Consider the following 14,251-nt stretch of genomic DNA (forward strand, 5'->3'; position numbering starts at 1 on the left):
GAAACTGACCCCTCAGGGACGGCCCCTCAGGGATTGCCCCTCAGGGACGGCCCCTCAGGGTCCGGCTGAGCCAAGAGCCGAACTGCTCTCGGCCGCCGCGCGCAGTTCGTCCACTCCGGCTCTGTCCGTTGCCTTGACGGACCCCGAGAGGCGGTGCACGACCACCCAGCGGCCGTCGGACACCGCTCCCGCGAAGATCCGGGATTTTCGGGTGGCGCCGTTGTGGTAGGTCAACGGCCGTTCCCCGTCCCCGACCCGGCGCCAGGTGAGCGCGGGCTCGCCGAGGGTCTTGTCGACGACGAGCCCGGTGAGCAGGCGCGCGGCCGTACGCGTGGTGGCCCACATGCCACCGGCGGGCAGGATCGCGCCGGTCAGGTCCCATGGCTTCGAGGGGCGGCCGAGCCGGCTCGACGCCAACAGGCGCTGGTCCATGGGCGGTACGGCCGTCACCGCGCGCGCGGTCAGGCCGAGCGGCGCGAGTACGTGATCGACGACCAGTTCCTCGTAGCTCCCGCCGGCGGCTGCTGTCAGCGCCGCGCCGAGCACGGCGTACCCGAGGTTCGAGTACTCCTCACGCTCGCCCGGTCTCGCGGTGACCAGGCTGTCGAGCCGGCCCACCAACTCGTCGAGCCGGGCCCGCGTGAAGTCCCGGTACGGGTTGAACAGGCCCGAGTCGGGAGGCAGTCGCGGCAGGCCGAAGGTGTGGTCGGCCAGGTGCCGGAGAGTGACACCGGTGCCCGCCGCCGCGCTCAGCCACCGCTCGACCGGGTCGTCGAGGGACACGACGCGACGCGCGGCGAGCACCTCGAGGACGGTTCCGGTCAGGACCTTGGTGAAGGAGCCCAACTCGACGTACGCGTCGGGATCATGCCCGCCGGTCACCCGGGGAACGTCGAGGTGACTGCCGATGACACAGGTGGGGGGGGAGGTCTCACAGGGAGGGAGCCTTTCACTCGGCGGAAGCGGCCGCCACCGGTTCGCGGTTCTGCCCCGAGGCGTCCGAGGTGCCCGAGACACCCGAGACACCTGCCGTCACGTCCGCCACGGCCTCTTCCTCCACGGCCGATTCCGCGGGGCGCGCGCCCGGATCCTTGCCTCGCGCGGCCAGCCTTCGTACGGCCTTCAGCGCGCGGGCCAGTTCGGGTGACAGGAAGACGAGGTCACAGGCGACCATCGTCAGCGCGAACCCCGTGAGCCCCATGAAGAAGCCGATGGAGAGATGGAAACCGATGGACGCCGCGGCCGCCCACGGGCGCAGGGCCGGTACCAGGACTCCCACGGGGAAGTAGACGAGAAAGATGACCGTCGCATAGGTGCCGACATACACCAGCAGATCATTGTTGTAGACGAATTCCGAGACGCCGGGAAACTCGAATTCGGGAACCCGCATGATGTAGAAGAGCGCGGTTCCGTCCTGCCATGACTGGCCCTGCACCTTGTAGAGACCACTGACCATATAGACCAGGCACATCTGCGCGGCGATCGCCGCGACTCCCAGATTATGCAGTGGCACACCGGCCGCTCGAACGACCTCGGGTATGCGCCGCGTCATGCGCTTACCCAGAGGGGACCGCAAGGCGAAATGGTCGTAGCATCGCGTGAGAAGCAGCATCGGGATGACGAGCTGCATGAGATTGTCGCCGCCGTCCATCAGAGCCGACTGACGCTGATAGAGCGACCACAGCAATATGCCGTGCACCGCCAGGACCGGACGGCCGCCGATTCCCAGCGTGACAGCCAGCGCGGCGATCAATCCGAGGTGAAAGAAAACCTCGAACGCGACCGGTGACGTGCTCCAGGCGTACACACTGGAACTTCCCGTCCCCTTCAGTTCGTCGAGGAAGAGATGATGGGGCAGCAGCGTGTCGTTTCCGGGGCCGAACAGATAGCGGCGATCCCCGTACTGGCTGACATAGAACATGAGGCCGACGAACCCCAGTAACGCGCGGGTTCCCGACACGCCCAGGACCGCCACGGGGCGGCCGGCCCAGGCGTCGATCTTGTTCAAGAGGTTCACTGCAGATCAGCAGCTTTCTTCCATGGAAAGTCGTAGACGTCGACCTTGTCGCCGGCGTCGGGGTTCTTCCGCTGCGACCACGGAGGCAGGGACCGGGCGTACATCCGGACCTGCACCGCCTGGAAGCCACCACCACCGCCATCGCCGCCACCGCAGGCCTGCGCCATCTGCGTCAGCGCGAACCGCGAGAGATAGTTCACCGCTTGATCGCGGGTGCGCTTCTCGTACGGCATCAGCGGAATGGGATTCTCTCCCGGCTTCTTCGCCGCCGCCTTGGGCCCCTTCGACCCCTTCGGCCCCTTCGTTTCCTTCGTTTCCCGCGAGTTCTTCGTCTCCTGCGACTCCTGCGAGTCCTTCGTCTCTTTCTGTTCGCGGAGGCGTCTCAGGAGGTCGTCGGTCGAGTTGTACTGCTGGATGCCGTTGCTTACGACCCGGCTCATGCGCGAGGGAAAGAACCTGGTGTCGTGGACGCGCTGGATCGACGGGGCTGTCACGTCGTAGTACTTGGTGACCTTGCCGTCACCGCACCGGCCCCGCGCGATGATGCCCTGATCGACCATCACCGGATCCGGGGCGAAAAGCATCCAGTTCTGCGCGAAGTACGGCTGGAGGTCGAGGCAAACATGCGCGGATCTGCCGACCTATTGAGGTTTGCAAGAATGCTGCTTTGTGTTTGCTTTGCATGGCCTGTGGGTGTGATTTGGGGGTAGGTGTGACGTCGGCGGCCCTGCGGCCAGGGAGGACCTTTGGCCGGGCGGCCGCCTCCCCGGAACCTTGCTAATGTGCGAGACATGACAGCCGAGGAACGTGAACAGCCGGGCGTGGAAAGCGAGTTGGGGGCAGCGCCCGAGCCCTGGTGGTCGGAGATCGGCGGCCCCGTCGGCGGCGGCCTGCTGGTTCTCGCGGGAATCGGCCTCCTGCTGTGGGCGTTTCTGGGCCGGTCGGGCTCGGACATCCCCTTGATCTACCAAGCCGCGAAGATCGTGGCCGTCGGCCTGGTGGTCGCCGGCACCACGCTGGCCGCCCGCCGACGCGCCTCCGCGCAACGCCCCGGCGGGGAGACGGAGTCCGCACAGCCGTAGGAGGGCACGGCTTCCGAACCACTGAAAGCCCTCAACTCCCTTGGAACTTCCCTCAGTTACACGTGTGCCGAATGTGACGAGAGCGTTGCCCCATGCCCTCGTGCGGACCCAGAATGTGAGCCCTGTTCATCTTTTGGGTCGCTCTCGAAGCTCGTCGGAGGACGCACGTGGCACGTGAAAGACAGCTCGCTCCCGGCACTCCTGGCACTCCCGTCACTCCCGACATGTCCCGCCGCTCCCTGCTCGGCCGCACCGCCGCCGTGGCCGCCGGCGCCACCGCCCTCACGGCGACCGCGACAACCTCCGCCGCTGCGGTCGCCACCCGGGACGTCGACGTCGCGATCGTCGGCGGCGGGCTCGCCGGCCTCACCGCCGCCCGCGACCTGGTCGCCGCCGGGAAGACGGTCGTCGTCCTGGAAGCCCGCGACCGCGTGGGCGGCCGGGTCGTGAACCTCGCGCTCCCGGGCGGCGGGGTCACCGAGGGCGGCGGCGAGTTCATCGGCCCCACCCAGGACCGCGTCAAGGCGCTCGCCGACTCCCTCGGCGTCGCCACCTTCGCCACCTACAACACCGGCAAGAACCTCCTCTACAAGGACGGCAAGAAGACCCCGTACGCCACCGACGGCATCCTCGGGTCGGTCCCGCCGATCGACGCGGCCGGGCTCGCCAACGCCGCGATCGTGCAGGCGACGCTGGACGACATGGCCAAGCAGGTCCCGGTCGACGCGCCCTGGACCGCCGCCAAGGCCGACGAATGGGACCGCCAGACCTTCGAGAGCTGGCTGCGCGCCAACGCGGTCGTCCCGTCGGCGAAGTTCCTCATGGACGTGGCCTGCACCTCGATCTTCTCGGCCGAACCCCGGGAACTCTCCCTCCTGTTCGTCCTCTTCTACATCGCCGCCGCCGGCAACGAGTCGACCCCCGGCACCCTGGAACGCCTCACCGAGACCGCGAACGGCGCCCAGGAACAGCGCTTCGTCGGCGGCTCCCAGCAGGTCCCGATCAAACTCGCCGCCACCCTCGGCGACCGGGTCGTCCGCAACGCCCCCGTGCGTACGATCACCCGCTCCACCGCCGGTACCTACACCGTCACGGCCGACGGCGTCACCGTCACCGCCGACCGGGTCATCGTCGCCGTACCCCCGCCGCTCGCCGCCCGCATCACGTACGACCCCCTCCTGCCCGCCGCCCGCGACCAGCTCACCCAGCGGCTGCCGATGGCCTCGGTCGGCAAGGCGATCGCGATCTACGACACCCCCTTCTGGCGTGCCGCCGGACTCAACGGCCAGGTCGTCAGCGACACCGGAGTGGTCAGCTCCACCTTCGACAACTCCCCGCCCGACGCCTCCTACGGCGCCCTGATGGGCTTCATCGAGGCCGACGAGGCGCGGGCGTGGGACGCGGCGAGCGAGACCGAGGTCAAGGCGGCCGTACTGAAGGACTACGTGACGTACTTCGGCGAGAAAGCGGCCTCCCCCACCGCCTTCGTCCTGCAACGCTGGAACAACGAGGCCTACACGCGCGGCGGCCCCGTCTCCATCGCCGCCCCCGGCGTCCTGACCCAGTACGGCCCGTCCCTGCGCGAACCCGTCGACGGCATCCACTGGGCCGGCACGGAAACCTCCACCCACTGGATGGGCTTCATGGACGGAGCCGTCCGCTCGGGCGAGCGGGCAGCGAAGGAGGTACTGGCGGCGCTGTAAGCCGCCCCCCTCCCCCCTCCCATCCTCCCCCTCCCATCCTCCCCCTCCCATGCATCCTTCTGCTGCACACCCATTCCTGACACACCGTCAGGAATGTAATCTGACAGAGCGTCAGTTACATGCGCAGTCACGTGCGTCAGTACTTGGTGGTCACACAAGGACGTCACACAGGAGCGGGGCGGACCGATGCTTGGATCAACCCACGGCACCCTCACCACCGACTCCCGCCGGGCCCGGGTCATCGCGTGCGGGGAGCAGCCCGGGCCCGCCGTGCACGGTCGGCCGGCCGCGCCGGACGACCTCGACGTCAGCGGCCGGCCGCTCTACGCGGACGTCCCCGACCTGGACCGGTTCTTCCGGCCCGAGTCGGTCGCGGTCGTCGGCGCCTCGGACGCCGAAGGCCGCCCGAACACCGGCGTCACCCGGCAACTGGTGGGCTGGGCCGAGCGGGTGGGGGCGCGGCTGCATCCCGTGCACCCCACCCGCGAGACCGTCTTCGGCCTGCCCTGCTTCCCGTCCGTCGCCGAACTGCCCGAACAGGTCGATCTGGCCGTGCTGTTGGTCGCGGACCCGTTGCCGGTGATCGAGCAACTCGCCGAGACGAAAGTGAAGTTCGCGGTCGTCTTCGCCTCCGGGTTCGCCGAGACGGGCGAGGCGGGCGCCGCCGCGCAGGAACGCCTCGCGGCAGCGGTCGCCCGGTCCGGTCGGTCCGGTCGGTCAGGCCGGGAAGGTGTACGACTGCTGGGCCCCAACACCAACCTCAACGCCTTCGAGCACTTCCGGGACGATCTCCCCGGCCCGGCGATCGCCCTCATCACCCAGTCCGGCCACCAGGGCCGCCCGGTCTTCGCCCTCCAGGAACTCGGCGTCCGCCTCTCGCACTGGGCGCCCACCGGCAACGAAGTCGACCTGGAGACCGCCGACTTCCTCTCCTACTTCGCCGAGCGCCCGGAGGTCGGCGCGATCGCCTGCTACGTGGAGGGCCTGAAGGACGGCCGGTCCTTCCTCCTCGCCGCCGACCGGGCCGCCCGGCGCGGGGTGCCGGTCGTCGTGGTCAAGGTGGGCCGCACCGAGACCGGCGCCCGCACCGCCGCCTCCCACACCGGCAAGCTGACCGGCGCGGACGAGGTCGTCGACGCGGCGATGCGCCAGTACGGCGTGATCCGCGTCGACGGGCTGGACGAACTCCAGGACACCGCAGCCCTGTTGGCGCGGGCCCGTCCTCCACAGGCGGACGGCGTCGTCGTCTACTCGATCTCGGGCGGCACCGGCGCCCACGCGGCCGACCTGGCGACGAGGGCGGGCCTGCGGCTGCCGCCCCTGTCGGCCGCCAAGCAGGCGGAGCTGCACCAGTGGATCCCCGAGTACCTGAACGTGGCGAACCCGGTCGACAACGGCGGTCACCCGGTGGGCGACTGGCGCGGCCGGAAGATCATCGACGCGATCCTCGACGACCCGGCGGTCGGGGTCCTGATCTGCCCGATCACGGGCCCGTTCCCGCCGCTCAGCGACCGGCTGGTGCAGGACCTGGTGGACGCGGCGGAGCGGACGGACAAGCTGGTGTGCGTGGTCTGGGGCTCCCCGGTCGGCACCGAACCGGCCTACCGCGACGTGCTGTTGGGCTCCTCCCGGGTGGCGACCTTCCGCACCCTCGCCAACTGCGTCACGGCCGTGCGCGCCCACCTCGACCACCACCGCTTCGTCAGCGACTACCACTCGCCCTTCGACCAGGCCCCGCGCACCCCGTCCCCGTCCTTCCGCAAGGCGCAGCTCCTGATCCGCCCCGGCCAGCAGCTCAGCGAACACGCGGCGAAGCAACTGCTGCGGGCGTACGGCATCCGGGTCCCGCGCGAGCAGTTGGTGACGAGCGCGGCGGCGGCCGTACGGGCGGCGGGCCTGGTCGGCTACCCGGTGGTGATGAAGGCGTCCGGCGCGCGGATCGCCCACAAGACCGAGCTGGGCCTGGTGAAGACCGGCCTCACCTCGGCCAGCCAAGTCCGCGACGCCTACCGCGAGTTGACGGACATCGCCCGTTACGAGGGCGTGGACGTGGACCTGGACGGCGTCCTGGTGTGCCAAATGGTCGAGCGGGGCGTGGAGATGGTCGTCGGCATGACCCACGACGACCTGTTCGGCCCGACGGTGACGGTCGGGCTGGGCGGCGTCCTGGTGGAGGTCCTGCACGACGCGGCCGTCCGCGTACCGCCGTTCGGCGAGGACCAGGCCCGCGACATGCTGGCCGAACTGCGCGGCCGACCCCTCCTTGACGGCGTCCGAGGCCGCCCCCCGGCCGATCTGGACGCCCTCGTCGAGGTCGTCCTGCGCGTCCAGCGCATGGCCCTGGAACTCGGCGACGACCTCGCCGAACTCGACATCAACCCCCTGGTCGTCCTGCCCTGGGGACAGGGCGCGGTGGCGTTGGACGCGCTGGCGGTGTGCCGGTGAGGATCCCTTCACACGGTGAGGGGATCCCCGTGCCCGAGCGCTGGATCGAGACAACGACCGACCACCAGGTCACCCACCTCACCCTCAACCGCCCCGAGACCCTCAACGCCCTCACCCCCGACATGCGCGACCACCTGATCGACCTCCTCGCGGAGGCCTCGGCCGACCCGGACGTCCGGGCGGTGGTCCTCACCGGCACCGGCCGCGGCTTCTGCGCGGGCGCGGACCTGCGGGGCGGCTCCACGGGCGCTTCCACGGGCGGCGAACGCATCGCCGGCGACGTGACCCGCACCCTCCGCCTCGGCGCCCAACGCCTGATCTCCGCCGTCCTCGACTGCGAGAAACCGGTCATCGCCGCGGTCAACGGCACCGCGGCCGGCCTGGGCGCCCACCTCGCGTTCGCCTGCGACCTGGTCCTGGCCGCCGAATCGGCCCGTTTCATCGAGGTGTTCGTCCGCCGGGGCCTGGTCCCGGACGGCGGCGGCGCCTACCTCCTGCCCCGCCTCATCGGCCCGCAGCGCGCCAAGGAACTGATGTTCTTCGGCGACGCCCTCACCGCCCCCGACGCGGAACGCCTAGGCCTCGTCAACCGAGTGCTCCCGGACAGCGAGTTGGAGAAAACGGCCCGCGCATGGTCCACCCGCCTGGCCAACGCCCCCACCCGCGCCCTGGCCCTGACCAAACACCTCGTCAACACCTCCCTCGACACCCCCCGCCCAACCGCCTTCACCGCCGAGGCCACCGCCCAGGAACTCAACATGACAACAGCAGACGCACGGGAGGGCCTGACCGCCTTCACGGAACGCCGCGAGCCGAAGTTCAGGGGCCGGTGACACGACCCCCCGGGAAGGCAACGGTCGCGCTTCCCTTCCCATCTGACATCCCGTCAGTTTCAATGGAAGGCGTGATGGGACATGCGGGGATGGCGGCAGCGGCCGTTCGCTACCTGAAGGTGGGCCGGCCGGTCGAGGTGTTGCCGCGGCCCGAGTTGCGGTGTGTTCGGGAGGACGAGCGGGCGCCGGTCGACCCGGACGAGTTCCGGCGTGTGCTGGGGAACTTCGCGTCGGGCGTGACGATCGTGACGGCGCCCGCCGCCGAGGGACAGAGCGGGCCGGCGGGGTTCGCCTGCCAGTCCTTCTCGTCCCTCTCCCTCGACCCGCCCCTGGTCGCCTTCATGGTCGGCCGCACGTCCACGACCTGGCCGCGCATCGCCCACGCGGGCGTCTTCTGCGTCAACGTGCTGAGCGCCGGCCAGGGTCCGTTGTGCCGCGCCTTCGCGAGGAGCGGCACGGACAAGTTCGCGGGCGTCGAGTACGACGCCGCGCCGGTCTCGGGCGCCCCCCGCCTCACCGGCACCCTCGCCTGGATCGACTGCGCGATCCACGCGGTCCACACGGGCGGCGACCACCTCATCGTCGTAGGCCGGGTGAACGCCCTGGGCGCGGGCGACGACGACGCCACGGCCGGACAACCGCTGCTGTTCCACAAGGGGCGGTTCGTCTGAGGGCAGTTCGTCTGAGGGCAGTTCGCCTGAGGGCTGTTTTTCTGTGGGAGTTTCGCCGACCAGGCCCCGCAGCTCAGCGTACGTAGTCGACGATCTGCATCATGCCTTCGTCGCCGTGCTGGAGTTGGTGGCAGTGCAGCATGGAGCGGCCGGTGAAGCGTTCGGCGCGCAGCCGGAAGGTGATCGTGCCCTGGGGCGGAAGGGCGACGGTGTCGTGCCAGACGGGTGTGGCCAGGGGGCGGTTGTCGACGGCGGTGAGCAGGAAGTGGTTGGTGTGCAGGTGGAAGGGGTGGTGGCTGTGGCTGCGGGAGTCGTTGCCGACGGTCCACTCCTCGACCTGGCCGAGGCGGATGCGCTGGTTGACGAAGTCGGGTGCGAAGCGGCCCCAGGCAAGGTCGCGTCGGCCGGCCCGGGTGTCGGCGGTCGGCGTCTCGCCGTCGCCCAGGATGCGGTAGGCGTTCGGGAAGGCCCCGGAGAAGACGTTCTCGTCGCTGCGGAAGGTCAGCGCACGGGTACGGGTGGGCGCGGGCAGGTCGGTGGGCAGGCCGGGCAGGCTCTCCGGCAGTGACATCGAGCGGGCCGCGCCGGTGACGACGAGCGTCATCAGGGGATCGGAAGCGCCGCCGCCGCTCAGCCGGTAGGTGCCGGGCTTGCCGCCACGGATCAGCAGGTCGGTCCGCCCGCCCATCGGCAGCGTCACGCCGGTGGTGGTGACGGGCTTCATGAAGGTGATGCCGTCACAGGCGATCTGGTGCATCTCGTGCCCGCCGAGGCTCAGGTAGTGAGCGGTGAGCGGCCCGGCGTTGACCACCCGCCAGCGCTGGACCTCCCCCGGCGCGATGGTCAGCACGGGGTTCTTCGCGCCGTTGACCAGGAAGGTCGAGGCGATGCGCTCGTAGGTGCCGTGCGAGACCAGGTCCGGCACCTGCCCGGCGGACAGCTTGAGTTCGTTGATGCAGACGACGACGTCCTTGGCGGCGGCGATCTCGGGCACCTGGTCGACGTCGCCCTCGACGATGATCACGCCCGCCATACCGCCCACCAACTGGGTCGACGTGGACCCGTGATGGTGCGGGTGGTACCAGAACGTACCGGCCGGATGATCGTCCGGGACGGCGATGCTGCTCCGGTAGGTCGTGGTCTCCCCGGGTGTGTCGGCGGGCTCGAAGGCGCGGAAGACGTTGTCCGCGTCGCCGGTGGGGTCCACGTGCATGCCGTGGGTGTGCAGGTTGTAGGTGTTGAAGTGATGCGGGACGTTGACGCCCTGGTGCATCCCGGTGTTCGGCGGCAACGCGTTGACGTGCGTGATCTCAAGGGTGTCCCCCGGACGCACCCGAAACGTCGGCCCCGGGATCGACCCCTCGTAGGTCCGCGTTGACATACTGCCGACCCCGGCGACCGTCCGCTCGGTGAACTCGACGGTCAACCGCGTGTCCAACCGCCCCGCCGCCCCCTTGGCCGACGGCGTCCTCCGCGTCTCCGGCTGCGGAAAGGCAGCACCGGGAGCGGGGCCGGGGCCGGGGCTGGGAGCGGGAGCGGCAGCAGGACCGGCTTCCGGCCGCGCGATCGCGTACGACGATGTCGTCCCGCCGGCCACGACCGCCCCGGCGACGACCGGCAGGCACTTCAGCACGCCACGACGAGCCAACGGTGGTGTCACGAATCGCCTCCACGCGAACAGCCGACGGCAACGGCAACAGACTCCGACGGGCACCGCACAGCACGGCACAGCACGGCACGGCATCCGTCACGGAAAGTATCCATATAATACGTGGAGTAGTCGCGAGCGACCCGCGCGACGCGTACGCCGATCGCCGTTCGGGGCGGAATCAGGCCCCCGCCAATTCCGGCACCGTCCCCGCCGTCGCCGCCGTCCCCGTCGGCCTCCGCCGGATGACCAACGCCATCAGCGCCGCCGCGGCGCACAGCGCCCCCGACGCGTACCAGACCATGTCGTACGAGCCGAACGTGTCCCGTGCCACCCCGCCCAGGAAGGCGACCAGGGCCGCGCCGACCTGGTGGGAGGCGAGGACCCAGCCGAAGACGATCGCGCTGTCCTCCCCGTAGTGCGCGCGGCACAGCGCCAGGGTGGGCGGGACGGTGGCGACCCAGTCGAGGCCGTAGAAGACGATGAAGAAGATCATCGGCGGGTGGACCGACGGGGCCAGCAGCATCGGCAGGAACAGCAGCGAGACGCCGCGCAGCGCGTAGTACACCGCCAGCAGCCGGCGCGGCTCGAAGCGGTCCGTGAACCAGCCGGAGGCGATCGTGCCGACGACGTCGAAGATCCCGATCACCGCGAGGAGCGAGGCCGCCGCCGTGACCGGCATGCCGTGGTCGTGGGCCGCGGGCACGAAGTGGGTCTGGACCAGGCCGTTCGTCGACGCGCCGCAGATCGCGAAGGTGCCGGCGAGCAGCCAGAACGGACCCGTGCGGACCGCCTTGAAGAGCACCCGGAGCGTGCGGCGGGCAGCGCCCTGAACCGGGGCCGGCTTCGGCACGAACTCCGTCGCGCCGTACGGCTTCTGGCCGACGTCCGCCGGGTGGTCGCGCAGCAGCAGCCAGACGAAGGGGACGACGGCGAGCGCGGCCAGCGCGACCGTCACGGCCGCCGGACGCCAGTCGTAGCGCGTGATCATCCATGACAGCAGCGGCAGGAAGATCAACTGGCCGGAGGCGGAGGCCGCCGTCAGGATGCCGCTGACCAGGCCACGGCGTTCGGTGAACCAGCGGTTGGTGACCGTCGCGGCGAAGGCCAGCGCCATCGAGCCCGAGCCGAGACCGACCAACAGGCCCCAGTACAGGAGCAGTTGCCAGGCCGCCGTCATCCACACGGTGAGGAGCGAGCCGGCCGAGATCACGGTCAGGGCGACGGCGACGACCCGGCGTATGCCGAAGCGGTCCATCAGCGCCGCCGCGAACGGCGCGGTGAGGCCGTACAGCGCCAGGTTGATCGAGACCGCCAGCGCGATGGTGCCCCGCGACCAGTGGAACTCCTGGTGCAGCGGATCGATCAGCAGCCCGGGAAGCGACCGGAAGGCCGCCGCGCCGATGATCGTGACGAACGTGACGGCGGCGACGAACCACGCGCGATGGATCCGGACCCGAGGGACACGGCCTCGGGCGGGGGGCTTCTGTTCGTCTTTGACTGCGGGAGCCTCGCTTGTCTGGGTCACGCCAGTAAGAGTCCGATGTCCGACCTTCCACGACCACTGGCCCGAAGGTCAGCATTCGCTAGGATCGGGCCATGAGCCCCGCCCACAGCCACCCCGGCTCCAGCCCCGGAAGCGGCCCCGGCTTCCGCCCCCACCGCGTCGTGGTCCTGGCCCTGGACGGCCTGCTCCCCTTCGAACTGGGCATCCCGCACCGCATCTTCGGCCGCCCCAAGGACGCCGAGGGACGGCATCTGTACGAGGTCGTCACCTGTTCCGTGCGGCCACCGGGCCCCGTCGAGACCGACGCCGACTTCGCGATCATGGTCGAGCACGGCCCGGAGACCCTCGCCACCGCCGACACCGTCGTCGTCCCCGCCTCGTACGAGCTCGGCCCGGTCTTCGAGGAGGGCGTGCTCACCGACGACCTCGCCGCCGCCCTCGCTCACCTCCGGCCGGGCACCCGCCTCGCCTCCATCTGCACCGGCGTGTACGTCCTGGCCGCAGCCGGCTTCCTCGACGGCCGCCCCGCCACCACCCACTGGGCCGACGCCGACCGCCTCCAACGGCTCTTCCCGAAGATCGACGTCGACCGGGACGCCCTGTTCATCGACGACGGCGACGTCCTCACCTCGGCCGGCGTCGCCGCCGGGATCGACCTGTGCCTGCACATGGTGCGCCGCGACCACGGCACCGCCGTGGCCAACGACGTCGCCCGCCGCACCGTCGTACCGCCGCACCGCGACGGCGGCCAGGCGCAGTACATCGAGCGCCCCGTGCCCGACGCGCAACAGGCCGGCACCACCACCGCCCGCGCGTGGGCGCTGGGCCGCCTCCACGAGCCGATCCAGTTGCGCGACATGGCCGAACAGGAAGCCATGTCCGTACGGACCTTCACGCGCCGCTTCCGCGAGGAGGCCGGCGTCAGCGCCGGCCAGTGGCTCACCCAGCAGCGCGTCGAGCGGGCCCGCCACCTCCTGGAGTCGACCGGCCGCTCCGTCGACCAGATCGCCCGAGACGCCGGTTTCGGCACCGCCCAGTCCATGCGCCAACACCTACAGGCAGCCCTAGGAGTCACCCCGACCGCCTATCGCCGCACCTTCCGAACCTTCCGCGCCGGAAGCCACACAAGCACCGGAAGCAGCGGAACGGGCGGCGAGTTGGGTGCCGTGCGCTGAACGGACGGCGGCCTGTCGCGCCTCGCCGCACCAGCCGACCCCCGTGAGCAGCAGCGTCAGCCCCACCCCGGCGAGGATCGCCGTCGACGGCGCGACCACCCGGAGCAGCCCGCCGGCGAGCGACCCGGTGGCGGCGTAGCCCACCCCCGCCGCCGCGTACATGACCGAGTAGCCGGCGGCCAGGGCGCTCGGCGGGAGCGCCTCGCGCAGGGAGAGGTTCCGGGTGAGCAGCGCGCCCGACTGGAGCGCGCCGCCCACGACCAGCGCCGCCGCGATCCCCGCCGCCTCCGGTATGAGCGCGGCGAACGTCACGCACACCGACACCCCGGCCATCAGGATCACACTGCGCGTGCGCAGCAGCCCCGGCCAGCGCCGAAGGCCGTAGACGAAGCCGCCGAGCCCGCCGCCCACCGCCATCCCGGTCAGCAGCGGCCCGGACCAGCCGACGCCGACGCCCCGCTGTTCGAGCAGCGCGGGCAGGACGAGTTCGGCCAGTCCGAGCAGCGCCAGACTGGCCGCCCCCGTGACATACACCGGCCACGCCCCGACCAGCACCCGCAGCCGCGCCCCGCCACCGGTGTCGTCCACCCCCCAGGCGGCGGGCAGCAGCCGCAGACCGGCGACCGACGACGCCATCAGGACGGCGGCGAGCAGCAACGGCACCCGGGGCGCGACACCGAGCGCCAGACCGGCGACCGCAGCCGGCGACACCGCCCACACCCCCGCCATCAGCATCGACTCGACGGACAACGCCTGCGCCGCCGCCCGCTCCGGCACCAGCCCGGTGAGCAGCGTGCGCAGCCCCCCGGTGGCGGCGGCCGGCGCGACCCCGGCCACGAACGCGAACCCGCAGAGGACGCCGGGCGGCGCGCCCGGTAAGCACCCCAGCCCCGCGAACCCGGCGGCCCCGCCCGCGAGACCGGCGGCCAACTGCACCCGCGCCCGCTCCCGCCGCAGCCGCATCCCCAGCACCGGAGCGCCCACGATCTCCCCGATGACATAGGCCGCCGCGAGAACCGCCCCCAGCGAGTAGCCACCGGCCCGCTCCCGCACCAGAAACACCAGTGCCAACGGGGCCATGGCAACCGGCATCCGGGCACCGACAGCGGTGCAGGCCCAGACCAGCATCTGCTTGGAGGCGACGTCGCGATAGCTCATGCCACGACGGTA

The 14,251-nt window shown here is 70.9% G+C and carries 11 protein-coding genes and 1 pseudogene; 6 read left to right on the forward strand and 6 right to left on the reverse strand.

Annotation, left to right across the window (positions count from 1 at the left end; translation table 11 throughout):
- Positions 1-54 precede the first annotated feature (54 nt).
- From BMZ82_RS13400 to BMZ82_RS13410, 3 genes and pseudogenes are all read right to left on the reverse strand, one after another.
- Positions 55-882, reverse strand: coding sequence for a serine hydrolase domain-containing protein (locus tag BMZ82_RS13400; protein ID WP_256251893.1), 828 nt, complete (start codon positions 880-882; stop codon positions 55-57).
- A 67-nt stretch (positions 883-949) separates the two neighbouring features.
- On the reverse strand, positions 950-2,017 hold the full coding sequence (locus BMZ82_RS13405) for an HTTM domain-containing protein (protein WP_371271205.1): 1,068 nt from the start codon (positions 2,015-2,017) through the stop codon (positions 950-952).
- Positions 2,014-2,613, reverse strand: a pseudogene (locus BMZ82_RS13410) (DUF5819 family protein); the annotation flags it as partial. The pseudogene BMZ82_RS13410 and the gene BMZ82_RS13405, both read right to left, overlap by 4 nt.
- Before the next feature lie 195 nt (positions 2,614-2,808).
- Between BMZ82_RS13410 and BMZ82_RS13415 the strand changes: the two are divergent.
- From BMZ82_RS13415 to BMZ82_RS13435, 5 genes are all read left to right on the forward strand, one after another.
- Complete coding sequence (locus tag BMZ82_RS13415) at positions 2,809-3,099, forward strand: hypothetical protein (RefSeq protein WP_093775202.1); 291 nt, start codon at positions 2,809-2,811, stop codon at positions 3,097-3,099.
- A 224-nt stretch (positions 3,100-3,323) separates the two neighbouring features.
- Positions 3,324-4,802, forward strand: a complete 1,479-nt coding sequence (locus BMZ82_RS13420) for a flavin monoamine oxidase family protein (protein ID WP_093775204.1) — start codon at positions 3,324-3,326, stop codon at positions 4,800-4,802.
- Positions 4,803-4,988: 186 nt separating this feature from the next.
- Complete coding sequence (locus BMZ82_RS13425) at positions 4,989-7,247, forward strand: acetate--CoA ligase family protein (RefSeq protein WP_093775206.1); 2,259 nt, start codon at positions 4,989-4,991, stop codon at positions 7,245-7,247.
- 29 nt (positions 7,248-7,276) lie between these two features.
- Positions 7,277-8,080: an enoyl-CoA hydratase/isomerase family protein gene (locus BMZ82_RS13430; protein ID WP_093775208.1), complete on the forward strand. Its 804-nt coding sequence runs from the start codon at positions 7,277-7,279 to the stop codon at positions 8,078-8,080.
- A 74-nt stretch (positions 8,081-8,154) separates the two neighbouring features.
- Positions 8,155-8,751 carry a flavin reductase family protein gene (locus BMZ82_RS13435; protein WP_093775210.1) on the forward strand — a complete coding sequence of 199 codons (597 nt, stop codon included), beginning with the start codon at positions 8,155-8,157 and terminating at the stop codon, positions 8,749-8,751.
- Between the two features lie 73 nt (positions 8,752-8,824).
- Here the strand turns inward: BMZ82_RS13435 and BMZ82_RS13440 are convergent, their stop codons facing one another.
- Together BMZ82_RS13440 and BMZ82_RS13445 are read right to left on the reverse strand one after the other, a co-directional pair.
- Positions 8,825-10,411 carry a multicopper oxidase family protein gene (locus BMZ82_RS13440; protein ID WP_177244481.1) on the reverse strand — a complete coding sequence of 529 codons (1,587 nt, stop codon included), beginning with the start codon at positions 10,409-10,411 and terminating at the stop codon, positions 8,825-8,827.
- A 169-nt stretch (positions 10,412-10,580) separates the two neighbouring features.
- Positions 10,581-11,927, reverse strand: coding sequence for an MFS transporter (locus tag BMZ82_RS13445; protein WP_093775214.1), 1,347 nt, complete (start codon positions 11,925-11,927; stop codon positions 10,581-10,583).
- 71 nt (positions 11,928-11,998) lie between these two features.
- Here BMZ82_RS13445 and BMZ82_RS13450 point away from each other — a divergent pair, with 71 nt between their 5' ends.
- A complete protein-coding gene (locus BMZ82_RS13450; protein WP_093775216.1) occupies positions 11,999-13,081 on the forward strand; it encodes a GlxA family transcriptional regulator in 1,083 nt (360 codons plus the stop codon).
- On the opposite strand, the gene BMZ82_RS13455 is transcribed toward BMZ82_RS13450, so the two are convergent.
- Complete coding sequence (locus BMZ82_RS13455; protein ID WP_093775218.1) at positions 12,971-14,239, reverse strand: MFS transporter; 1,269 nt, start codon at positions 14,237-14,239, stop codon at positions 12,971-12,973. The genes BMZ82_RS13450 and BMZ82_RS13455 overlap by 111 nt on opposite strands.
- Positions 14,240-14,251 lie beyond the last annotated feature (12 nt).

Source organism: Streptomyces sp. yr375, assembly GCF_900110755.1.
Classification (GTDB): domain Bacteria; phylum Actinomycetota; class Actinomycetes; order Streptomycetales; family Streptomycetaceae; genus Streptomyces.

Excerpts from the sequence above, each read along its gene's own strand:
- BMZ82_RS13435 (WP_093775210.1), top strand. The coding sequence starts at position 8,155 with ATGGGACATGCGGGGATGGCGGCAGCGGCCGTTCGCTACCTGAAGGTG.
- BMZ82_RS13415 (WP_093775202.1), top strand. The coding sequence starts at position 2,809 with ATGACAGCCGAGGAACGTGAACAGCCGGGCGTGGAAAGCGAGTTGGGG.
- BMZ82_RS13450 (WP_093775216.1), top strand. The coding sequence starts at position 11,999 with ATGAGCCCCGCCCACAGCCACCCCGGCTCCAGCCCCGGAAGCGGCCCC.
- BMZ82_RS13455 (WP_093775218.1), bottom strand. The coding sequence starts at position 14,239 with ATGAGCTATCGCGACGTCGCCTCCAAGCAGATGCTGGTCTGGGCCTGC.
- BMZ82_RS13425 (WP_093775206.1), top strand. The coding sequence starts at position 4,989 with ATGCTTGGATCAACCCACGGCACCCTCACCACCGACTCCCGCCGGGCC.
- BMZ82_RS13420 (WP_093775204.1), top strand. The coding sequence starts at position 3,324 with ATGTCCCGCCGCTCCCTGCTCGGCCGCACCGCCGCCGTGGCCGCCGGC.